This window comes from Lactobacillus laiwuensis (assembly GCF_019972835.1).
GTDB classification, from domain to species: domain Bacteria; phylum Bacillota; class Bacilli; order Lactobacillales; family Lactobacillaceae; genus Lactobacillus; species Lactobacillus laiwuensis.
The window spans coordinates 71080-94697 of sequence record NZ_BPPB01000007.1 but is presented as its reverse complement, the minus strand read 5'-3'; the positions used below and the strand labels follow the sequence as shown (position 1 = coordinate 94697).

The 23618-nt window shown below is 36.4% G+C and carries 25 protein-coding genes; 23 read left to right on the top strand and 2 right to left on the bottom strand.

Annotated elements, in window-relative coordinates; translation table 11 throughout:
- Positions 1–20 precede the first annotated feature (20 nt).
- From LDM92_RS07245 to LDM92_RS07200, 10 genes are all read left to right on the top strand, one after another.
- Positions 21–626: a histidine phosphatase family protein gene (locus LDM92_RS07245; protein WP_223902646.1), complete on the top strand. Its 606-nt coding sequence runs from the start codon at positions 21–23 to the stop codon at positions 624–626.
- Between the two features lie 251 nt (positions 627–877).
- On the top strand, positions 878–1399 hold the full coding sequence (locus tag LDM92_RS07240) for a TetR/AcrR family transcriptional regulator (RefSeq protein ID WP_223902645.1): 522 nt from the start codon (positions 878–880) through the stop codon (positions 1397–1399).
- On the top strand, positions 1399–2460 hold the full coding sequence (locus tag LDM92_RS07235) for an ABC transporter permease (protein WP_223902644.1): 1062 nt from the start codon (positions 1399–1401) through the stop codon (positions 2458–2460). Before LDM92_RS07240 ends, LDM92_RS07235 begins: the two co-directional genes overlap by 1 nt.
- Position 2461: 1 nt before the next feature.
- Positions 2462–3136, top strand: a complete 675-nt coding sequence (locus LDM92_RS07230) for an ABC transporter ATP-binding protein (protein WP_223902643.1) — start codon at positions 2462–2464, stop codon at positions 3134–3136.
- A 494-nt stretch (positions 3137–3630) separates the two neighbouring features.
- Entirely contained in the window at positions 3631–3852 is a 222-nt protein-coding gene (locus LDM92_RS07225; RefSeq protein WP_223902642.1) for a hypothetical protein, read from the top strand.
- 106 nt (positions 3853–3958) lie between these two features.
- Positions 3959–4570 (top strand): TetR/AcrR family transcriptional regulator, encoded by a 612-nt coding sequence (locus LDM92_RS07220; RefSeq protein ID WP_223902641.1) that lies wholly within the window; start codon positions 3959–3961, stop codon positions 4568–4570.
- Between the two features lie 143 nt (positions 4571–4713).
- Positions 4714–5253 carry an NADPH-dependent FMN reductase gene (locus LDM92_RS07215; protein WP_223902640.1) on the top strand — a complete coding sequence of 180 codons (540 nt, stop codon included), beginning with the start codon at positions 4714–4716 and terminating at the stop codon, positions 5251–5253.
- Between the two features lie 11 nt (positions 5254–5264).
- Positions 5265–5813, top strand: coding sequence for an NADPH-dependent FMN reductase (locus LDM92_RS07210; RefSeq protein ID WP_223902639.1), 549 nt, complete (start codon positions 5265–5267; stop codon positions 5811–5813).
- 85 nt (positions 5814–5898) lie between these two features.
- Entirely contained in the window at positions 5899–6690 is a 792-nt protein-coding gene (locus LDM92_RS07205; protein WP_223902638.1) for a tyrosine-protein phosphatase, read from the top strand.
- 11 nt (positions 6691–6701) lie between these two features.
- On the top strand, positions 6702–7631 hold the full coding sequence (locus tag LDM92_RS07200; protein ID WP_223902637.1) for an FAD:protein FMN transferase: 930 nt from the start codon (positions 6702–6704) through the stop codon (positions 7629–7631).
- Between the two features lie 60 nt (positions 7632–7691).
- On the opposite strand, the gene LDM92_RS07195 is transcribed toward LDM92_RS07200, so the two are convergent.
- Positions 7692–8762 (bottom strand): C39 family peptidase, encoded by a 1071-nt coding sequence (locus tag LDM92_RS07195; RefSeq protein WP_223902636.1) that lies wholly within the window; start codon positions 8760–8762, stop codon positions 7692–7694.
- 225 nt (positions 8763–8987) lie between these two features.
- Entirely contained in the window at positions 8988–9524 is a 537-nt protein-coding gene (locus LDM92_RS07190) for a CvpA family protein (RefSeq protein ID WP_223902635.1), read from the bottom strand.
- A gap of 157 nt (positions 9525–9681) precedes the next feature.
- Between LDM92_RS07190 and rsmG the strand changes: the two genes are divergently transcribed.
- From rsmG to LDM92_RS07125, 13 genes are all read left to right on the top strand, one after another.
- Positions 9682–10404: a 16S rRNA (guanine(527)-N(7))-methyltransferase RsmG gene (gene rsmG / locus LDM92_RS07185; RefSeq protein ID WP_223902634.1), complete on the top strand. Its 723-nt coding sequence runs from the start codon at positions 9682–9684 to the stop codon at positions 10402–10404.
- A gap of 15 nt (positions 10405–10419) precedes the next feature.
- Positions 10420–11268: a nucleoid occlusion protein gene (gene noc, locus LDM92_RS07180; protein ID WP_223902633.1), complete on the top strand. Its 849-nt coding sequence runs from the start codon at positions 10420–10422 to the stop codon at positions 11266–11268.
- Between the two features lie 15 nt (positions 11269–11283).
- A complete protein-coding gene (locus LDM92_RS07175; RefSeq protein ID WP_198180500.1) occupies positions 11284–12063 on the top strand; it encodes a ParA family protein in 780 nt (259 codons plus the stop codon).
- The gene (locus LDM92_RS07170) at positions 12041–12928 is read left to right on the top strand and encodes a ParB/RepB/Spo0J family partition protein (protein WP_223902632.1); all 888 of its coding nucleotides are present in this window, start codon (positions 12041–12043) and stop codon (positions 12926–12928) included. Before LDM92_RS07175 ends, LDM92_RS07170 begins: the two co-directional genes overlap by 23 nt.
- A complete protein-coding gene (locus tag LDM92_RS07165) occupies positions 12921–13196 on the top strand; it encodes a DUF951 domain-containing protein (RefSeq protein ID WP_223902631.1) in 276 nt (91 codons plus the stop codon). The genes LDM92_RS07170 and LDM92_RS07165 overlap by 8 nt, the downstream gene beginning before the upstream one ends.
- 25 nt (positions 13197–13221) lie before the next feature.
- The gene (ychF, locus tag LDM92_RS07160) at positions 13222–14322 is read left to right on the top strand and encodes a redox-regulated ATPase YchF (protein ID WP_223902630.1); all 1101 of its coding nucleotides are present in this window, start codon (positions 13222–13224) and stop codon (positions 14320–14322) included.
- Positions 14323–14331: 9 nt separating this feature from the next.
- Positions 14332–15114 carry a DUF1129 family protein gene (locus LDM92_RS07155; protein WP_223902629.1) on the top strand — a complete coding sequence of 261 codons (783 nt, stop codon included), beginning with the start codon at positions 14332–14334 and terminating at the stop codon, positions 15112–15114.
- Between the two features lie 144 nt (positions 15115–15258).
- Positions 15259–16983, top strand: coding sequence for an ABC transporter ATP-binding protein (locus LDM92_RS07150; protein WP_223902628.1), 1725 nt, complete (start codon positions 15259–15261; stop codon positions 16981–16983).
- Positions 16984–18855 (top strand): ABC transporter ATP-binding protein, encoded by a 1872-nt coding sequence (locus tag LDM92_RS07145; protein ID WP_373868653.1) that lies wholly within the window; start codon positions 16984–16986, stop codon positions 18853–18855.
- A 199-nt stretch (positions 18856–19054) separates the two neighbouring features.
- Positions 19055–20581, top strand: coding sequence for an ABC transporter permease/substrate-binding protein (locus LDM92_RS07140; protein ID WP_223902626.1), 1527 nt, complete (start codon positions 19055–19057; stop codon positions 20579–20581).
- 1 nt (position 20582) lies between these two features.
- Positions 20583–21551, top strand: coding sequence for an ABC transporter ATP-binding protein (locus LDM92_RS07135; protein ID WP_223902625.1), 969 nt, complete (start codon positions 20583–20585; stop codon positions 21549–21551).
- 177 nt (positions 21552–21728) lie between these two features.
- Positions 21729–22415: a response regulator transcription factor CroR gene (gene croR / locus LDM92_RS07130; protein WP_034978891.1), complete on the top strand. Its 687-nt coding sequence runs from the start codon at positions 21729–21731 to the stop codon at positions 22413–22415.
- A 4-nt stretch (positions 22416–22419) separates the two neighbouring features.
- Entirely contained in the window at positions 22420–23574 is a 1155-nt protein-coding gene (locus tag LDM92_RS07125; protein WP_223902624.1) for a sensor histidine kinase, read from the top strand.
- Positions 23575–23618: the final 44 nt, after the last annotated feature.

The window sequence follows — 23618 nt, the reverse complement described above, 5'->3', positions numbered from 1 at the left end:
TATAGAAATGTGAGGTTATTATGGAAATTGTTTTTGTTCGCCATGGTCAAACGGATTTAAATAAAACCGGTCGTATTCAAGGTTCGGTTTTTGATCATGATTTAGATGAATCTGGTCGTGCATGTGCTGAAAGAGCTGCTGCCAATTTTGATCCTGCGGGATTTGATGTGGTTTTTTCAAGTCCTTTAAAAAGATCTTTGACAACCGCTGAAATTTTTACTAAAGGACAAAAAGAAATAAAAATTGATCAAAGGCTAACGGAAATTAATTTTGGCGAATGGGACGGTCATTTTCTTTCAGAGCTGGGGCAAAAATATCCTGATGCCATTGATCCTTGGGGCAAGGCTGCAGCTCGCTATATAAAGTATGCCCCGAGTGGTGAATCTTTTGCGGCACTGGATCAAAGGTGCGGCAGTTTTCTAGATGATATGAAAAAGAATTATTTGAGTAAAAAAGTACTCGTTTTTTGCCATGGTACTCTAATTAGAATGATGTTTGCCCACTATTTTACGCATGGTGACATGAAGTATTTTGAAACCATGGATAATTGTGCTTTAGCAAAAGTTTCTTATCTTAATAGTATTCCCCGGGTAAATTATTATAACCGTATTTTAACTTTTGAATAGCGTACTAAGAGTCTGGGAAAAAACTCTAACCTAACTAAAAAAGGCCGACAAATCACGTCAATAAAACGTTGATTTGTCGGTCTTTTTTAATTGTGAAATTTTTAAATTTAACTTCAAAGAACACTTTTTTCCCAGACTCTTTTTTTATAAAAAATTATGCGAGCATTATAATTGACGACTAAAAGCAACTGAACTATCATTTTTATAAAGTGACACTGTGTCACTTACGACAAAAGGAGATGATTAAGAAAATGGCTAAGTCAACTTTTATTAACTTGCCTGCTGGCAAAAAGAAGAAAATCGAAAATGCTTTATTAAAAGAATTTAGCAACTATCCTTTGGCAAAAGCACAAGTGGCACGAATAGTGAAAGAAACGGGTATTGCACGCGGGACTTTTTATAAATATTTTTTTGATTTAGAAGATGCATATCATTATATGTATGAATTGGCTCTAAAAAGTATTCATTTACCAATAAAAATAAAGTCGCAGTTTGATGCACAACAATATTATGTCAATGTTGTGCATTTTATTGAAGAAATGCAGGCAAGTACATATGCAGGTTTAATAAAAACGCATATTTTGTATAACGAAAGTTCACCTGGCCATCCTGTTTCACCAAAAATTTTAGCTGAATTAGATCCGCAGAATTGGAGTGCAATGGTGCTAAGCCATGCCACCATTCGCTTGGTATTAACAAACCCAGCTCAAAAAAAGGCAATTATGACTCGTTTTAAGGCGAGCTTGGAACTGTTGAATAAAGGAAAAAATTAATGTTTTTAGCAATTAAAGAAATAAAAAGAGAGAAACTACGTTATGGCTTAATAATTTTAATGATTTTTTTGATTAGTTATCTTATATTCGTCTTATCAGCACTGGCAACAGGCTTGGCCAGTGAAAATACACAGGCACTTGAATCTTGGAATGCTCAAAAAGTAATCTTAAATAAAAATGCTAACGTAAGTATGAGTCAGTCATTTTTAACCAAAAATGATTTAAAAAGGGCTTCATTATCTAAAGATGAAGCATTGCTAGGTCAAATTCCAGTAGTAGTTAAGAAAGCAGGACGTCCCCAAATTTCAGCACAATTTATTGGGGTTAAAAAGCAACAGTTTATTTATCATGATCAAGAACTTATTGCGGGTAGAAAAGCAAAAAAGAATTATGAGGTGACTGTTGACCAGGCCTTTAAAACTAAAGGTTACAAAATAGGCGATAAACTGGCACTTAACGGCTCGAGTAAAAAGTATAAGATTGTTGGCTTTGTTAAGAATGCGAAAATTAATATTGCTCCAATTATATACGGGACATTGGAGTCTTGGAAAAAGTTGCGGCAAGGGATGCCAACTTTAGAGGCTTCAGCTATAATTTCTCGTGATCATAACTACAAGTATAATTATAAAGATAGCAAGACATATCCTATTGGCCAATTTATTAAAAAACTTCCAGGATATACAGCGCAAAATATGACTTTTGAATTGATGATTGGATTTTTATACATTATTTCGTTAATTATAATCGCAGTTTTCCTGTACATTTTAACAATGCAAAAAATGCATAACTATGCGGTCATGCGTGCACAAGGAATTCCCAGCAGCACTTTAGTAAAAGCAACCGTTAGCCAGGCAATTATATTAGTTCTTACCGGATTAGTCATTGGCTTGGCAGCAATGTTTGTGACAGTTAAGGTTTTACCGGCCGCAGTTCCCATCAGCTTCACGCCAAGAATCATTCTGACCGGTACAGCAGGTTTGCTGTTAACGGCAATTATCGGCAGCTTAATTCCAATCAGATCAATTTTAAAAGTAGATCCGGCACAGGCAATAGGTGAATAATATGGCAATTATCGAATTAAAAAATGTTCAAAAAGTATATGGCATTGGAGCTGCACAAGTTGTTGCCCTTAAAAATATTAATTTTAAAGCCAATCTAGGTGAAGTGGTTTTGATTATGGGGCCTTCAGGAGCAGGTAAAAGCACCTTTTTAACAATAGCCGGTTCTTTGCAAAAACCAACTACAGGAGAAGTTATTGTCAATGGTCAGAATATTGCACGGATTTCTGCAAAAGCAAGTGATCATTTACGACTAATGCAGCTGGGTTTTGTATTGCAGGCTTATAATTTAGTTCCTTTTTTAAAAATTAGAGAGCAGTTTGAACTAGTTAATAAGGTAAAGAAAAGAGGCAATATCAGTCAAGAAAAATTGCAGGAATTATTAAAACAGCTTGGTATCAATTCTTTACTTGATAAATATCCGAGTGAATTATCAGGCGGTCAGCAGCAACGGGCAGCAATTGCACGTGCTCTTTACGCCAATCCTCAAATTTTGCTGGCTGATGAGCCTACTGCTTCACTTGACAGTGTAAATGTGGCAGAAGTAGGAAAGTTGTTTAAAAAACTGGCAAAAAGTTATAATAAGGCGGTTTTGTTGGTAACGCATGATCCCAGATTAAAGCAATACGCAGACCACATTTATGAGATGATGGATGGCAAAATTAAGCAAACGCTTTAGTTATTAAATTTTGTAAATAAAAATAACAATATAAAAAATAACCGGCAGAATTATTTTAATTAAAAGCGAAGAATCAACTAATCTTTTTTTGTTAATAGTAATTTTATTATTTGTAATAATTTCAGTTTAGCATGAACAATGTTATTAATTGAAATCATTTTTTACTGCTTAAATTTCACAGAAAAATCCTTGATTCTTTTGTACTATAAAAAAGTACTTTGCTCTTGACAAAGTACTTTTAAATTTATTATTCTTAGTAGTAGAAAGATAATGTTATTTTTTGAAGTGAAATAACGAATGTAATCAAAAAATATAATTATTAATTTGTTTTTTAACTACTTGAGTAAATTACTAGGAAATAATGATCTCTTTGCTAAAATAACAAAAAAGTATTTTTGAGTATATGTTTTAATTTGGTATAATTTTTATTTTATTTATTAGCGATACGAGTATAATATATTACTGAGTAAGGCTTTTTATGTAGAGGTATAGTAATGAATGATGTCCCAGAAGATAAGTCGATTGAGTTGTCAACCGATTACCAAAACCATAGCATTAATATGACTTTTTCAGACAATCTAACAGATGATTCTGAACGAGGTTATATTCTGTCCGCTGCTTTCTTTTCCTATTGCGCAGCGCAAGGTCTAAGCAAAGAAGAAGTAAGTAACATGGTTTCGACTTATTATGATGAATTTTTAAATAATGAGGAATAATTAACTCATTTCAAATATTTGGCTAAATGAAGTTTCGATAGTAGTACTGTCTCTAGAAAACTGGTTTATATAATAGTACGTTTAAAATTAATCAAGGAAAACCAAAATGGCTAGAAAAAAAGAAATAGGAAGAAATAAGATTTTAAGTATTGCCTACAAAATGGTTGTTAAAGACGGCATTGAGAGTTTGACTGCTCGCAATATTGCCAAAGCTGGTCATTTTTCCACTCAACCTTTGTATCTTGAGTTTAATAGCATGGAAGACTTACGCAAAGAAGTTTTGCGTAAAATTGCCGACAACTTAAAGAATAATATTTTGCAAAAAAGGTATACGGATAAACCATTAATTGATATGGATCTATCATATATTGATTTTGCTAAGGAACAGGAAAATCTTTTTAGAGCAATGTTTGTTGACGGTAAATTTGGTAGTAAAATTATCGCCGATACATTAATTAATTTTGGTATTGAAAAATTTAAGGAGCAATATCCAGATAGTAATTATTCCGAAGATAGAATTAGAAGTGTTGTCATTGCTAACTGGATTACCACTAGTGGTATTGCTTCATTAATAGTTAATAAAATTGCGACTTTTTCACAAACACAAATTATAAATGTTTTAACAGCACAGATTAATGATGCAATCTTAAATGACTGGCTAAGCAAGACTAGTAAAGTTTCTTTATTTGATACTAATGAAGACAAAGATAAGAAATAGACTTTAATGCTCTATTGGCAAAAGAATTATTGGCTGGGAGCAGTTATTAAATTATTAAAACTATCTGAAACAAGGAACATGTTAAAAAGATACGAATATGCTATAATTAATTTTGAAGTTAGTTTTCCTGAAAGGTGGTTTTTATGAAAATCCTTGCATTATGTGGCTCAAATGCCAATAATTCATTTAATGAGGCATTGCTTAAATTTATTTCTAAGCATTTTGCCGACAAGTATGATTTTAAGTTTGCAACTGTTAAAGGGTTGCCAATGTTTAAAGAGGGTGAAGATGCTCCAGAAGCAATTCAAACCTTAACTAAAGAAATTGAAGACGCTGATTTGGTTTTAATCGGTTCTCCTGAGCAACAACACTCTGTTACCAGTGCTTTAAGTAGCGCACTTGAGTGGTTATCTTGTGTAACTCACCCATTTAAGGGTAAGCCAGTTGCTATTGTTTCAACTTCACCAATGCCACAAGGTGGATCTCGTTCACAAAGTCGTTTGAAGAGTTTGTTGACTGCACCAGGCTTTGGCGCCAAGGTCTTTAATGGTGATGAATTCATGATGGGTGTTGCACCAACACAGTTTGATGATAATGGTGACTTGAAAGATGAGCCAACCGTTAAATTCTTAGGTCAATTTTTCGATGAAGTTGATAGTTGGTACGCACAAGTAACTAAGTAGGAGGGTCGAGAATGAAAATATTAGCAATTGTTGGTACAAATGCACCTTTTTCCTATAATCGTTTTTTAGCACAATTTATTGCCAAGCATTATAGTGACAAAGCAGATATTGAAGTAAAAGAAGTCGATAAATTGACACCTTTCTGCAGAACAGAAATGGCTGATGACACTATTAAGGCCTGGATTGAAGAAGTTAAGAGTGCTGATGGTATAATAATCACTACTCCTGAATATGATCATACTATTCCTGCTGCTTTAAAGAGCAGCCTTGAATGGCTTGGTTCACATGCAGGCCCTAATGTTATGAAGATGAAGCCAGTTGCTGTTGCTGGTGCATCATACGGTGCACAAGGTACTGGTCGTGCTCAAGAAGATATGCGTGAAATTTTGCTTTCACCTGATATGAGTGCAAATGTTTTACCAGGCAACGAAGTTTTAATTGGTCAAGCTCCAGATAAGTTTAACAAAGAAACTGGAGAATTAACTGATGAAGCTACTATCAAGCAGTTAGATGGCATGATGGATAACTTCTTCAAGTTTGTTGAGCAAGCACATAAATAAACTTTTGCCAGTTTAGCTGGTAGAGAGTAAAATAACCGGATAGGAGCATCCTATCCGGTTATTTTTGATGTGAAAGGAAGTTGGCATGACAAAACCTGTCGTTTTACCTGTAAAATCTGTGCGTAATCCCCGCGACTTAGGCGGTTATATTGGCCTGGGGGGCCATAAAATCAAAAGTCATCGTTTATTGCGTACAGGCAACATAAGTAAAATAATCCCAAAAGATGAAAAATTTTTGCTTGATTATGGTCTGAGTAAAATTATCGATTTACGTTCACCAGCTGAGTGCAAGGCTAATCCCGACCAAAATATACCAGGTGTTAACCATTATGAATTTCCCTTGTCTGTTGATGACAATACTGGTGGCAATGGTCTGGATATGAGTATAGAATTTGAACAATATCGCCATGATCAATATGCGGGTTTTTATACTATGTGTCAGAGATATCATGATCATGTCAGCAATAAATTTGCTCAGAATAGCATTCACCAAATTGTCAGTTTAATTGCTGAAACGACCCAGGGCTCAGTTTTATACCATTGTTCAGAAGGTAAAGACAGGACGGGATTGGTAACTGTAATATTGCTTCACATTTTGGGAGTAGACCTAGAGACCATTCGGCAGGACTATCTTTATTCCAACTTGATGCTCAACGATTACCGCAAGGTTCGTGATGAGCGATTTAAAAGGGCCGGAGAAAATGATAAGTTCCGTGCTAACATGCGCATTTTGGGTTCGGTAGCCAATGCGTATATTGATACGAGCTTGATTACAATCAATGAAAACTATGGCGGCATTGATTCTTATATTGATAAACAATTAAGAATCGATGAGCAGATGAAAGAAAAAATAAGAGAAAACTATTTGGAGAAGTAGGGATAAAATCAATGATAAAAAATTTAGCTTTAGAACAACAAGTAGGACAACATCATGCTTTAGGCACATCAATAACCTTACAAATTTTTGGAGCACGCGATAAAAGTGTTATTAATGACTCGTTTACTTTGATTGATCATTATGAAGATTTATTAACAGTTAATCGTGATGAATCTGAAGTTATGGATGTAAACCATGCGGCTGGTAAACATCCAGTGCAAGTTTCCAGTGGTACCTATGATTTAATCAAATTAGCAGTAGAAGAGAGCCGGAAAAATTTTGGCTTTAATGCTTTAATTGGTCCAGTCGTTAAATTATGGGCAATTGGTTTTAAGGGAGCCCATGTTCCAACTGATGATCAGATTAAAGAAAGGATGAAGCTGATTGATCCTTTTAGTGTTGACTTGAATGACACAGACCAAACCGTTTTTTTGAAAAAGTCGGGTATGGAATTAGATCTTGGGGGTATTGCTAAAGGCTGGATTGCTGATCGCATTAAAGATTTCTGGATGGCCTATGGTGTTCATGCTGGAATTATTAATCTTGGTGGCAACATTCTACTTGTTGGTGATTCTCCTAAAAGGACTAGTGGTCAGTGGTCAGTAGGAGTGCAGGATCCTAAAGAGCCGCGTGGCAATAATATTGCTTCGGTAATGGTACCACAATGTTCGGCTGTTACTAGTGGTACTTATGAACGGTACTTGGTAGTTGACGGGCATAAATATCACCATTTAATTGACCCGCGGACTGGCTATCCGGTTGAAACTGATTTAGCCGGAGTGACTACCTTTACCAAGTATTCAGTTGAAGCAGAAATCGAATGTAAGAGGCTATTTTTTGCAGGTAAGCCGGTTGCTGGTTGGCATGATAATCCAGATCGCATCGGGGCAGTTTTTGTTTATAACGATGAGCACGTTGAGTATGACAACTTTCAAAAGTAATAAAAAAGTGCCGTGAAAGGCACTTTTTTAATTACAATTTAAATTCGTAATGTAAGTATATTATTTGAACGAGAGAGCTTTATGGCAAAATTCTGCTTGAATAGCACTCTTTGGTACCCAGGCAATTGCACCATGATCATAATTCATGTTCTTGCCACCTGTACCCGCTTTATCAAACTTGGAGTAATAAAGGGGATCATAAACTAAGAACCTGCCTTTCTTGTAGCCGGTGATAACTTTGCAGTGATTGCGCTTGTAATCGCCAGCTTTTTGATATGAAGAAAAGCCATAGTATAACACTGGCTTGCCAGCCTGAATATACATTTTAAGATCATCAACAGTTAGCTTTTTACTGGAAATATTAATAATCTTTTTGCCCTTTTTAAAAGTCCGGGCATATTTAGCTAAGGCACCTGGGCTAATTACGTAGCCAAAACCGACGCCAGTGTAAACATTTCCTTTTTGTCCGCCTTTAACTGGTTGCATTGGTAAATTATTTTGAATTTTTGTAAGCAAGCTAGTAGTAATTTTCTGTCCCTGAGAACCTAACAGCATCGCCATTGAGGCTCCTGCACAGCCCCACGGGGTTTTAACAGGAACGTATTGACTGACATACGGCGTCTTTTCAATTGTTTTAGCCTGATTAGGAGTAGCTACAGCTTTTTTATTAATGTAGCCAATTGATTTCTTGCCCTTTTTGTTAAGCCAATAGTATGTTTTGCCGTTGTGGGTGAATTTTTTATTGACATTAAAAGTTTGGTGAAAATAATTCTTGGCTGCTTTCTTCTTGGTAAAATTATCAAGATAAATACCATAATTCTTTTTAACAATTGCTATTTTGAAAGTTTTGACTTTTTTGGCTGTGATATTAGCAGGCTTTTTATTCTGAGTCTTGGCAGCTGGGACCTTGGTTTCGGTCTTATCTGTTTCTTTGTCTGTCTTTTGGTCTTCTTGCGACTTTTGCGTCTCAGACTCTTTATTTACTTGATTAGGGTCCTGCTTTAATTGCTTATTTTGAGATTCCGTTTCTGCGCTAACTGTTTTGGTCAGACTGTTACTGAAAACAGGTGCTGCAAGAATAATGGCTGCAGAAAGAGTTACAATTTTCTTTAAGGTTAATTTGCTTTTCAATTTATCCTCCTAATTTTCTTATTCAAAATGCCTTTATAACCAGTTTACTACCAAAAATGGCAAATATGTGCAAAAAATTTGTGGATTTCTATTATTAGTAAAGGTGCATATAACACAATTACTCAAATTATTTTAGTTAGAAATCAGAGTAAACTTTTGCTAATTGTTAAACAAAAACAGCACTTAAACTAACCAGTTTATACACTGATGATAGTTTCATTTAATTTAGGCAGCAGTTCTACTGATACTAAAAATGCTGTTGAACAATCCGTTGGATAAGCCAGGTGTGTTATAAATAATGAAACGGATAAATGAAGAATCCAAAGTTTGCTGGATAAACCACGGATTTTGCAGAGCATTAAGCATTGACAATATAATATACACGAAGAAATAACTGGCAAAAAAAGATACGACAGCACCCAAAACGCTATCTAGTAAGTTGCCGAAGTTAGTTGCATGGGGATTTTTATTTGGCACCCAGCCTTTAAAAATCTTAACCACCATCTTACCGATAAAAACAATAATGAAGAAGGCTAAAAAACGAAAGAGCATTAGGTTGGTTCCGGGAGTTAAAGTGGTTTGAATATTCTGTCCCGTGATTTGACTGTAAAGCCAATTGCCAACGGGATTTTGAAACAGAATTGCTGCAATGAAGACAATAGCAGCAAATACCAAATTAATGATTAGTCTGGTAAAGCCGGTTTGAAAACCTTTATAAGTTTTTAGTGCCAAATAAGCCAGAACAATTAGAGTAACAATCATATTAATCTCCTTTGACGATATTATAGCTTAATTTATGCGTTTAGACTTTGACGACAGTCGAAAAATATTTCATAATTAAAGGGATGCATTGACTTTACAATAAGCCATTTTTAGCGTTAAATTTAGAGGGTGTGAAACAAGGTTTCACGGGTGAAAAATGAATCCTGAACAATTTGTCCAAGAATTATCAAAACGTAATTTTAAATTAAATGAAAATCAAATCAACCAATTTAACCAATACTTTACCAGTCTGATTGAAGCTAACAAGCACGTTAATCTCACGCGAATAACTGCAGAGAATGATGTTTACCTCAAACATTTTTATGATAGCATCACGCCGCTTTTGACCTTTAGTACGGTTTTGAAGTCAAGCAGCTCTTTATGCGATGTTGGTGCCGGAGCCGGTTTTCCTTCAATACCATTAAAAATTATGTTGCCAGAACTGCAAATAACAATAGTTGATTCTCTTGGTAAAAGACTGAATTTTTTGCAAGGATTGATCACCCAGCTAAATTTAAAAAATGTTACCTTGGTTCATGGGCGTGCTGAAGACGTGGGCCAAAATAAACATTATCGTGAGCAGTTTGATATTGTAACTGCCAGAGCTGTTGCCAACATGGCTGTTTTAAGTGAATACTGCTTGCCACTTGTCAAAAATGGCGGCAATTTTATTGCTCTCAAGGGACCAAAAGCTGAAGATGAATTAAAATTGAGTCAGAAAGCTTTAAAAATTTTAGGTGGCAAGGCAATTGCCATAAAAGAATTGCAACTGCCTCAAAGCACAGAAGAGCGCACGCTAATTTTGGTAAAAAAAGTGCAGCCTACACCCAAAAAATATCCGCGGCAGGCGGGCACACCGCACCGCAAACCAATTCATTAAACAGGGGGACTCAAAATGTCATTATTTTCTTCTTTGCGTCATCATGAAGAAATACCTAAAAATAAGCAAGTTCAGGATATTGAACTAAGTAAAATAAAACCTAATTCATATCAACCACGACATGAGTTTTCTGAAGAATCAATTCGTGAATTAGCAACGACTTTAGATAAAGATGGCTTGCTGCAACCTATTATTGTGCGTGAAAAGGGCGATGATTATGAAATTGTTGCCGGCGAACGCAGGTTGCGGGCCGCAAAGCATCTAGCTTGGGAAAAAATTCCGGCTATCGTAAACAATATGGATGATAGTCAAGCTGCTTCATTAGCTTTAATAGAAAACTTACAAAGAGAAGATTTAAATCCAATAGATGAAGCACAGGCCTATAATAATCTCATGAAGTTAAATAACTTAACTCAAACAACTTTGGCCCAAAATATTGGCAAGTCACAATCTTATGTTGCTAACAAGTTGCGCCTTTTAAAGCTGACACCTAAGGTGCAGAGTTATTTGGCCAGTGGTGAAATTTCTCCTCGTCATGGACGCTGTTTAGTCGGACTTAGTGAAAAAGATCAAGGTCGCGTTCTCGATGAAATTTTGGCTCACAACCTTAATGTGAGCGATACCGAGAAAATCGTTAAAAATGTAGAGCAATATTTTGCCGGCAAGAAAATTGAGGACAAAGAAAAAGAGCAGGCTGAAAAGACCAGACGAGCAGCTAATCGAATTCCCAAAGACCTAAAGGTACAAATTAATACGATCAAAAAGGCGATCAAGCTTGCACAGCAGTCTGGCATTAAGGTTAAGTTTAAAGAAAATAACGATCCTGATGATTATATGATCACGATTGAATTAAAAAGAAAGTAGGAAGGCATGGAAAATATGGTGAGTGTAATTTCGGTTGCTAACCAAAAAGGTGGCGTTGGTAAGACGACCACGACTATTAATTTAGCGGCTTCGATTGCGGAACGTGGGTATCAAGTCTTAATTGTGGATATTGATCCGCAGGGTAATGCCACTTCTGGCTTGGGAATTGAAAAGTCTGCAATTGATCAAGATATTTATAGCGTTTTGATTAATGATGTTCCGCTTAAAGATACGATTTTCCATACTTCGACTAATCGCTTGGATTTGGTTCCGGCAACTATTAATTTGTCCGGTGCAGAAACAGAACTGATTAGTATGATGGCGCGTGAAACGCGTTTAAAATCTGCTTTAGATTCAATTAGTGGCAATTATGATTTTATCTTTATTGATTGTCCACCTTCTTTAGGCCAGCTGTCTATTAATGCTTTTACAGCATCGGATTCAATTTTGATTCCCGTTCAAAGTGAATATTATGCTATGGAAGGTCTTAGCCAGTTGCTTAACACTATTCGCTTGGTGCAAAAGCACTTTAACAAAGATTTAGGGGTGGAAGGCGTCTTACTGACAATGCTGGATGCTCGGACTAATTTGGGCGCTGAAGTTGTTAAAGAAGTGCGTTCTTATTTTTCCGATAAAGTATATAAAACTATTATCCCCAGAATTACTAAACTGGCTGAGGCACCTAGTTATGGGCAAGCAATTACTGAATATGCGCCTAATTCACGGGGTGCTGAAGTTTATGATGATTTAGCCAAGGAGGTGTTGAAGAATCATGGCAAGAAACTCAAGAAGTAAAGATACAAAAAAGCATGGTGGCCTGGGCCGCGGAATTGAAGCTTTGTTTGAAGACGAGCCGCAGATTGAGGACAATGAGGAAGAAATTCAGGATCTTAATTTAAGCGATATCAGACCGAACCCATATCAGCCACGCAAAAATTTTGATGATAAGTCTCTTAAAGAGCTGGCTGATTCAATTAAAGAAAATGGGGTTTTTCAACCAATTATTGTCCGTAAGTCGGTTAAAGGGTATGAGATTATCGCTGGTGAACGCAGGTTTCGTGCCTCAAAACTAGCCAAAAAGACTACTATACCTGCCATTGTACGTGACTTTAGCGAAAGTCAAATGATGGAAGTTGCGGTTCTGGAAAACTTGCAACGTGAAGATTTAACACCGCTTGAAGAAGCTCAGGCTTACGAAATGCTGCAAAAAAATTTAGGCTTAACTCAAGAAGAAGTTTCAAAAAGAATGGGCAAGTCCCGTCCTTATATTGCAAATTATTTGCGTTTGCTTACTTTACCAAGCAAAACCAAACATTTGCTTCAACATGGTGAGCTTTCAATGGGTCAGGCCAGAACGCTTTTAGGCTTAAAAAATAAAGACAAGATTGATGAAGTAGCTAAACAAGTGGTTAAAGAAGGGATGCCAGTGCGCAAAGTTGAGGCATTGGTAGCCAGTCTTAATGCTAAGAAGCCCCGCAAAAAGACAGTTCATAAATCACCTTTTATTCGTGCTACTGAACATCAGCTAGCTGATAAGTTGGGTTCAACTGTCAATATTTCAGAAAACAAAAAAGGTAACGGTCATCTGTCAATCAGTTTTTCTTCAACTGCTGAATTAAATAGAATACTTGATGTGTTGGGAGTCGATCTTGATGAATAAAGAGATTTCTTATAGTTTGGCAGATACGGTGTTGATGAAGAAACCTCATGCTTGTAAGACTAATGACTGGGAGGTTTTGCGCTTAGGAGCTGATATCAGGTTAAAATGTATGGGCTGCGGCCACATCGTCATGATGCCGCGTTCAAAATTTACGCATAACTTGAAAAAAGTTTTAACTAAGGCGAATGATCCGGTCAACACTAAAAATGAGCTTTATGTGCCTAAAGAAGAAATAGTAAGACCTGGTTTTAATCAAGAAAATAATTGATTTTTGTTAAAGAAAGAGGATAAAAATGTCACTAACTGCTGGGATTGTTGGCTTGCCTAATGTTGGTAAATCAACTTTGTTTAACGCAATTACGAAAGCGGGAGCGGAAATGGCCAATTACCCGTTTGCCACCATTGAACCCAATGTTGGTATGGTTGAAGTTCCTGATAAGAGACTTGCGCGCATTCAGGAATTGATTCCTGCAAAAAAAATAGTTCATACTACTTTTGAATTTACCGATATTGCCGGTTTAGTTAAAGGAGCTTCAAAAGGCGAGGGTTTAGGTAATAAATTCTTGGAGAATATTCGCCAGACTGATGCGATTATTCATGTTGTTCGTGCTTTTAAAGATGACAACATTACTTCAGTTACCGGTAAAGTAGATCCAGAGGAAGATATCAATACTATTAACTTGGAATTGGCAATTGCTGACTTAGATGCCGTTAATCGCCGCATTAATAAGGTAAAAAAGATTGCCCAGCAAAATGATAAGGAAGCTAAAGCTGAATTTAACGTTTTGCAAAAGATTAAGCCAGTTCTAGAAGAGGGTAAACCCGTTCGCTCAATCAAGTTTAATGAAGATGAACAAAAAATTGTTAAGGGCCTATTTTTGTTAACTGACAAACCGGTTATTTATGTAGCTAATATTGCAGAAAGTTCAATGGCTGAGCCAGAAAAAGATCAATATTATCAAATTGTCAAAAAACATGCTGACAGTGAAAATGCTGAATGCTTAGGTATTTCCGCAGCCACTGAAGAAGAAATTGCCGGCTTGGATGATAATGAAAAAGCAGAGTTTTTAGAAGCTGAAGGTGTAACAGAGTCAGGTCTTGACCGATTAATTAGAGCAGCTTACCACATTTTGGGCCTAAGAACTTTCTTCACAGCTGGTGGACCCGAGACACGTGCCTGGACTTTCCATAAGGGCATGAAAGCACCACAAGTTGCCGGCGTTATTCACTCAGATTTTGAACGGGGATTTATTCGTGCCGAAGTAGTTTCATTTACCGATTTGGATAAATATGAAACCATGCAAAAGGTCAAAGAAGCCGGGAAATTACGTCTTGAAGGCAAAGATTATGAAGTCCAAGACGGTGACATTATTGAATTTAGATTTAACGTTTAGGAAAAAATAATGGCAGAAAAGAAAACTGAAGTACAAGCTAAAATCGATACTAATAAGCAAGAAAAATTAAAAGAGAAAGTAGTCAATCAGAATAAAGATGATGAGGTTAAACAGATGAAACCTGATCAGTTGCGCAAGCAACTCAGCAATAAAAATTCTGATTACATTTTTCGCTTGCAAAAGGAGCTTGAAACACAAGGTAAAATGAGTCATGAAGATGCTCAAAAGAAAGTAGATGAGCTTTTGAATGATTTAATAATTGCACAGCGTCATGGTCAGCCGGCCAATACATACTATAATATGTCACCTAAATTAAAAGCTGCTGATATGCTAAAGCCGAAAAAGCGGAAAGCGTCTGATATTCCGTTTTGGCAATACGCCACAGATAATGCTTTATTTTATGTTGCCCTTTTCTTTGGTCTTTTTGGCTTAATTGGTTTATTCCAAAAGAATAACAAATATAATTCAGAGATGGGTGCCTTAACTTTGCTGATTGTTGGTGCTGCTTTAGGCGTTTTTATGACGAAGTATAATGAATGGGTCTTACCTAATGGCGGTAAAAATCGTAAAATTCCTTGGTCAAAATTAATTTGGGGTTTTATTTTAATGATGGCATTACTCTTTATCTGCTTTGGCGTACTGTCTCTGCGGGCATTACAAATTATAAATCCGGTTTTACCTGGAATATATAATTTAATAATTGCTGCGGTAGTATATGGTATTCGCTGGTTTTTCCGTCGACATTATCAAATCATTGGCTCTGCCTTTTCACCAGCTGATAGGAGCAAATAGGGTGCTTTTTGTCAAGAAAAGAGCTATACTTAGATAACTATATATTTTAAAGGATAAATAGATTTGCTATGAATCTATTTATCCTTTTTAAACTGAAGTACACGTTTAAAAACAACGCATTAATAAATTAGAAAGAGGTATTTAATGATTAACACGCTGAGTAAGTCAATCAGGCAGTATAAAAAACTGTCTTTGCTGTCACCACTCTTTGTCACTGGTGAAGTTATCATTGAAATGTTAATACCATATTTGGTCGGTATTTTAATTGATAATGGCATTATGAAAGGGAACATGCCCTATATTACTAAAAGCGGTATTGTTTTATTGGTGTTTACGGTTCTTTCACTTGTTTTAGGTTCTGGTGCCAGCTATGCCTCTGCTCATGCTGCAGCTGGGTTTGCAGCTAATTTACGTAAAGATATGTTTTATCATGTGCAAGACTACTCTTTTGAAAATATTGACAATTTTTCTAGTGCCAGTTTGGTTACGAGAATGACGACTGACGTTAATAACGTTCAGATGTCGTATCAAATATTAATTAGAATTGCAGTCAGAGCGCCAATGATGTTATTGGTTTCAATAATCATGTCTGTTATTGTCAGCCCCCAATTGTCACTGGTATTTGTAGTGATTGCCCCAATTTTTGTTATTCTGCTTGGTATCATTATTAAAAGTGCCAGCAAGTATTTTCCTAAGATTTTTAGGGGTTATGACCGCATGAACCAAGTAGTGCGGGAAAACATTCGCGGCATTCGTGAAGTTAAAACCTATGTTCAAGAAGAAGCACAAACAGTTAAATTTAAAAAATCTGCCGGCTTTATCTACAGACTATTTGCCACTGCCCAAAAAATCATGTCACTGAACTCACTGGTGGTTATGGCAGTGTTAAATATTTCTAACTTGGCTATTTGCTGGTTCGGGGCCAAAGAAATTGTTGGTGGCAGTTTACAAACTGGGCAGCTTATTTCAATGTTTTCATATTCAAACTCTGTCTTAGGCAGTTTGAATATGTTGGCAATGATCTTTACTCAGCTGGTTGTTTCTGCTGCTAGTGGACACAGAATTGCGGACGTTATCAATGAAAAACCATCAATTGAAAATCCACGCAAGCCTTTAAAGCATGTAAATAATGGTGAAGTAATTTTTGATCACGTTAATTTTAAATATGATCCAGATGATAAGAACCTGGCTTTGAACAATATCAATTTAACCATTAAACCGGGTGAGACAATTGGTATCATTGGGAAAACCGGATCATCTAAATCAACCTTAGTATCCATGATTCCCCGGCTTTATGATACGGATTCTGGAGCAGTTCGGGTATCAGGACATAATGTAAAATCATATGATTTAAAAACACTGCGTGACAACGTAGCGATGGTTTTGCAAAATAATGTTCTGTTTTCAGGAACCATTAAGGAGAACCTGAAATGGGGTAACGAAAATGCTACTGATGAAGAAATTGTTGCTGCTGCCAAAATTGCTCATGCAGATGATTTTATTCGTGAAATGCCTGACCAGTATGAAACTATGGTTGAACAAGGGGGGACTAATGTTTCCGGTGGCCAAAAGCAAAGAATTACAATTGCAAGGGCATTGCTAAAGAGACCCAAGATTTTAATTTTGGATGATTCTACTTCAGCGGTTGATACACAAACTGAGCGTCAAATCCGCGAAGCACTGGTAGAAAATATGCCGGATACCACTAAAATAATTATTTCGCAGAGAATCGTATCCATTAAGGATGCAGACAGAATAATTGTCATGGATGATGGTAAAATTCAGGATATTGGTACGCATGAAGAACTGATGCAACGCAATGACTTGTACAGCTCGATTGCCAAGTTTCAAGAAGAACAAAAGAAGTAGGTGATTAATTTGAATAAAGCAGTGGAAAAGCAAAATAACCAAATCTCTGGTAAACGTTCTACAATACTGTGGCGCCTGCTTAAATTAGTTGCCAGTACTAGTCCCTTGATGCTCATCAGTTCTACAGTTGCCATAATTCTCACGGCTGCTGCAAATGTTTTAGGATCCTTATTTATCGAACGCTTGATAAATACTTATATTATTCCGCTAACCAAAGAGGCCAGACCAGATTTTGGTCCACTTTTGCACGCAATTGCAGTAATGTTTGGCTGTTACGCTATTGGATTCATTTCTAATTATCTTTTTGCAATGTTAATGGCAGTTTTAGCTCAAAAAGTCCAATTCAGAGTGCGGATGGAAATGTTTGAGCACATGGAAAAATTGCCAATTTCTTATTTCGATGAAAATGATTATGGCGACATCATGAGCTGTTACACTAACGACATTGATACGTTGCAACAAATGATTTCGCAGTCTATTCCACAGTTTATGAACTCAACTTTAAACCTTATTTTCGTTTTGGGTGCGATGCTGGTTTTGAGCTGGCAACTAACTATTTTTACTTTAATAGTCTTTGCACTTTCTATTATCGTTGTACGCTTTTTAACGATACGTTCAGCTCATTACTTTAAGTTGCAGCAAAAAGAATTAGGGCAAGTTAACGGTTATAATGAAGAAATGCTTAATGGCCTTAAGGTAATTAAAGTCTTTAGCCATGAGCCTGAAGTTGAGCAAGATTTTAATACTTATAACGATTCATTGCAAGTAGCATCTGGCAAGGCTCATACTTATGCCACGATTTTATTCCCAATTATGGGTAACTTGGGCAACTTGCTTTATGTGTTAATTGCAGTTTTAGGTGGTGCGGTGGCCATCAATCATATTGCACCTCTTTCATTAGGAGTTATTGGTGCCTTTTTGCAGTTATCAAAACAGTTTGCAATGCCGATAGCTCAGATTTCACAACAGTTAAATTCTATCGTAATGGCATTAGCGGGTGCGGAAAGAATTTTCAAATTAGAAGATCAGATAGTTGAAGTTGATGATGGTGATGTAACCATCACTAAAGACGAAGATGTAAAGGGTGCATGGCACTGGAATGTACCGCAAAAAGATGGGTCAGTGAAGAAAGTTACTGTCAATGGTCATATTGTTTTTGATCATGTTAACTTTGGTTATTCGCCAAATAAACAAATTTTGTATGATATTTCGATTGATGCCAAACCTGGTATGAAAGTAGCGCTGGTTGGTGAAACTGGAGCGGGCAAAACCACTATTTCTAATATGATTAATCGTTTCTACGAAATTAACTCTGGTACTATAACTTATGACGGTATTCCGATTAATAGAATTAAAAAAGATGATTTAAGGCGGTCGTTATCAATAGTATTGCAGGACACACACATGTTTACCGGTACAGTTATGGATAATATCCGTTTTGGTAATGCTGAAGCAAGTGATGATGATGTGTACCAGGCAGCGCACTTATCGCATGCCGATGAATTCATTCATCACTTAGACGAAGGCTACAAAACTATTATCGATGGTAATGGCGGAGACCTGTCTCAGGGTCAAATGCAGCTGCTCAGTATTGCACGGGCGATGATTGCGGATGAGCCAGTCATGATTTTAGATGAGGCAACTTCCAGCATTGATACCCAAACTGAAAAGCTAGTGCAGGCTGGTATGGATAATCTGCTTGCAGGACGTACAAGTTTTGTTATTGCCCACCGTCTTTCAACAATTGTTAACTCGGACTTGATTTTAGTACTTGATCATGGTCATATTATTGAAGCCGGCAACCATGAGCAGCTTCTAAAGCAAAAGGGTTACTACTACGAGTTATATACTGGTAAAAAAGAAATACAGTAATTTTGATAAAATTTTCTCAGCATTATGGTGCTGGGAATTTTTTTGCTTCAAAAGACCTGCAAGCAATAATTGCTTACAGAACGCAGGTTTGTGTTATGGTAAGGTTTAAGAAATTAGCTAGGTCTAAAGCAATTAACATAGTGCTTTATGTAATTTAGGATAATTAAAAAAACTGGCATAGACAAAAGGAATTACGCAAATGAATCAAATCATCCAAATTTTAAGTGAACGCCGAGGCGATTTAGGGATCGCACTACTGCAACACATACAGATATCATTAATTTCACTGCTAATTGCTATGGTTATTGCAATGCCACTAGCTTTTTGGACTGTAAAACATGCCAAAGTAGCAGAATTTTTATTGCAAATTGCCAGTATCTTACAAACTATTCCTTCTTTGGCACTTCTGGGTTTGCTAATACCACTTGTCGGCATAGGAACAGTTCCTGCGGTAATTGCCTTGATAGTGTATGCTTTATTGCCTATCTTTCAGAATACTTATTTGGGGCTAACAGAAATTGATCCAGCTCTGGAAGAAGCTGCAGATGCGTTCGGCATGTCACGCATGCAAAAACTGGTCAAAGTTGAATTACCATTAGCTATGCCCACAATTATTTCTGGTATTAGGACAGCTTTAGTTTTAATTATCGGAACAGCTACCATGGCAGCATTAATTGGCGCAGGCGGACTTGGTAGTTTTATACTCCTGGGAATTGACCGCAATAATACGGCTTTAATAATTATCGGTGCAGTTTGTTCAGGTGCCCTGGCTATTATCTTAAGTGCCTTGATCAAGTGGTTAGAACATGCTTCAGTTAAAACCGCTTTAGGAGTTTTAACTGTCAGTGTTCTGTTTCTAGCAGGCAGTGGTGTTTATGAAACTGTTGTTAATCAAAAAGAGACGATAACTGTTGCTGGTAAGCTGGGCTCTGAACCCGAAATTTTGATTAATATGTACAAAGAATTAATTGAACAGGGTGATTCGCACATTCAAGTGACGCTCAAACCTAATTTTGGTAAAACTACTTTTCTCTTCAGTGCATTAAAAAACAATAAGATCGATATTTATCCAGAGTTTACAGGCACTATTTTAGAAACTTTTGCTAAAACTCCGGTAAAAACGACGGGTTTATCTGAAAAAGAAACTTATGATAAAGCTAAGGAATTAGTGAACAAGCAGGATAAACTTACTTTACTTAGACCAATGGCCTACGATAACACTTATGCCTTAGCTGTTAAAACATCTTTTAAGCAGAAAAATCATTTAAAGAAAATCAGTGATTTGGCTAATATTACCAATAAGCTCAAGGGTGGTATGACTTTAGAATTTATTGACCGCGGGGATGGTTTTAAGGGTATAAAAAAATTATATGGTATTGACTTCCCAGTTAAATCAATGGAGCCGGCGTTACGTTACCAAGCAATAGACCAAAATAAGGTTAACATTGTTGATGCCTATTCAACAGACAGTGAATTGCGACAGTACCACTTAAGTATTTTAAAAGATAACAAACATAACTTTCCTATTTATCAGGGTGCTCCTTTAATGAGTAATGTCTTTGCACGTCGGCATCCCCAAGTAGTACGCAGTTTAAATAAATTAGCCGGCAAGATTACTGAAAAGCAGATGCAGGAAATGAATTATGAGGTCAATGTCAAAAATATGGATCCAGGCCAAGTAGCGCATCATTATTTAGTAAAACAGCATTTGCTTAAGGAGAAGTAAGATGACTTCAGCGATAAAATTTGATCACGTAAAAAAATCGTTTGCTGATAAAATAGTAATAAACGATCTTAATCTTGATATTCAACAAGGTGAACTCTTTGTCCTAGTGGGTAATTCTGGTAGTGGCAAGACAACATCAATTAAAATGATTAATCGCCTGGAAGATCCTAATGCTGGCCAAATCTTAGTTAATAAGCGCCCAACTACTGCTTATGATGTGCAAAAGTTACGCTGGAAAATTGGTTACGTTTTGCAACAAATCGCTCTTTTTCCCAATATGACCGTTGCCCAAAATATTACTCTCATACCGGAAATTCAAGGGGTAAATGTTAATCTGGAAAAACTGGCAGCTCAACTGCTGCAAAAAGTGGGTCTCAATCCGCAAGAATACGCTCAGCGTTATCCCCGTGAACTGTCTGGTGGTGAACAACAAAGAATTGGCATTTTAAGGGCTATTGCATCAAAGCCTCCTATCGTGTTAATGGATGAACCTTTTAGTGCGCTTGATCCACTTTCTCGAGCAAATTTACAAGAACTAGTTGTTGACTTGCATAAGCAACTGCATAATACTATTTTGTTTGTAACACATGATATGAACGAGGCACTTCATTTAGCTGACAGAATTGGTATTATGAAGGATGGTCAATTACTGCAGGTTGATCAGCCCGAAGAAATTTTACGACATCCAGCTGATAACTTTGTCCGAGACTTTTTCAGAGGCAGCATAGGTAGCAACTTATATGAAACTACTTTGAAGCAAGCAGCTTTATTAACTAAATTTAAACGCACTGAATCTGGTTCACGGGCGGCAATGCCAGTAATTAATGTCGAGGAAACAATTGCTAAATTGTTAGCCCTTTTAAGTGAGCAAAATGAAGTGCTAGTGCAAAATTCCAGTGGGGACTTTTTAGGCCTTGTTGATCGTCAATGGCTGGTTACGTATCTGAATAATATTAATAGTTTAAAGTAGAAACTAAGCTGGAAAAATCCGGCTTTTTTAATAAAACGATAAAGTTATGCTTGAATATTAGTAGTTTGTTACAAAATTGTCTAAAATATTAGACATAGATTCTGCTACACTATATTTAGTAGAATATAAAAATAAAACGAATATAATCAATAAGTAAAAAGAAGGGAAATTAGCCCTATGAAAATTTTAGTTGTTGACGACGATAAAGAAATCGTCGAATTGTTAAGTATTTATCTTAAAAATGAAGGGTATACCCCAGTTGTTGCCTACAGCGGCAAAGAAGCAATCACAAAATTAACTACCACTCCTGATATTGCACTAATGATTTTGGATGTCATGATGCCTAATATGAGTGGAATTGATGTTATTAAGGAAGTTCGTAAGGATTCAGACATTCCTATTATTATTGTGTCTGCTAAAACTGGCGATATGGATAAAATTCAGGGTTTGATTACGGGTGCTGATGACTATGTGTCAAAGCCATTTAATCCATTAGAGGTAATGGCGCGAGTTCGTTCGCTTTTGCGTCGCAGTCAAAAGCAAGTCAAAGATGATGAACCTGACATTCTTGAAGTTGGACCACTTATTATTAACCGTGATTCTCATGAAGTTAAAACAATTGATGGCAAAGATATTCAGTTGACTGCTTTGGAATTCGGTATTCTGTATCTTCTTGCTAGTCACCCTAACCGTGTATTCTCTGCAGATGAAATTTTTGAACGGGTTTGGCAACAAGAATCGATAGTTTCTGCTAAAACCGTCATGGTGCATGTTTCCCACTTGCGTGACAAGATTCAAACGGCCACAGGCGGCGAAGATGTTATTCAGACTGTTTGGGGTGTAGGCTATAAAGTTGAGGCTTAGCTAGATGAAAAAAGAAAGAGTCAAGCTGACAGCTGCTGAAAAAAGCGAGTTGTTTGCTGAAGGCGTTATAACGGTGATCTTGCTGTTATTGTTAAACCTATCGGTGATTATTTTAATCAACTTGACAATTTTACAAAATAAAAACCTGGTTAACGGTATTTATTTTTTAAAAAGGACCATTACTTTTGCTGGTGGGCGTCACTTATGGTCTTGGCAAAATACCTTTATCATTTTTATGGGTATTGGTGATTTGATCGTGCTCTATTGGCGCTTAATTCGGCGTTATCATCAAATGCAGTTAAGACACGTTATTTCTGAATTGCATTATATTGCCAAAGGACATTTTGATCATACAATTTCTTTTAAAGTTAAAACAGACTTGCAGAAAGTAATTGATTCGATTAACTCATTAGTGGATAGTACAGTCAACGCCATTAATGAAGAAAAGGCAATCGAAAAGTCAAAAGACGAACTAATCAGTAATGTTTCTCATGATATCAGAACGCCTTTAACTTCTATTATCGGTTATTTAGGTTTACTTAAATCGGGGGTGTCGGATCCAGCAGATCAGCAAAAATATCTTAATATCGCATATATGAAGGCAGAACAAATGAAGTCATTGGCTCATGATCTGCTTGAATATACAACGTTAAAATCAACTAGTACCAAATTAAACTTGTCCCCCTTACATATCTTTTCTATGTTAGAGCAGGTGGCAGCAGGTTTTGAATTTGAGGGTCAAGAAAAAGGGATAGTATTTAATATAGAAGCAAGACCCAAAGATTTAACCATTCAAGCTGATGCAGAAAAATTGGTACGTGTATACAATAATCTCATCACTAACGCACTTAAATATGGCACAGGGGCAACACAAATTAATTTAATTGCCAATTTGGTTAACAACAATGAAGTAGAATTGCGAGTAGAAAATAATGGTGCCCAAATTCCTGAAGGGTCGCTAAAAAAAATATTTGAGCGCTTTTACAGAGTAGAAGGTTCCCGCAATACTAAAACAGGTGGTACAGGATTAGGCCTGTCAATTACCAAAAGCATTGTTGATCTTCATCACGGTAAGATTCGTTGTGAATCTGATAAAGATTGGACCCGTTTCATTATTTGTCTGCCTTTAAACCTAAAGAGTGAAAAAACTCCAGCATAGCTGTGGTATAATTTTGACTGAGATAATAAATAGAGGAGTATAGC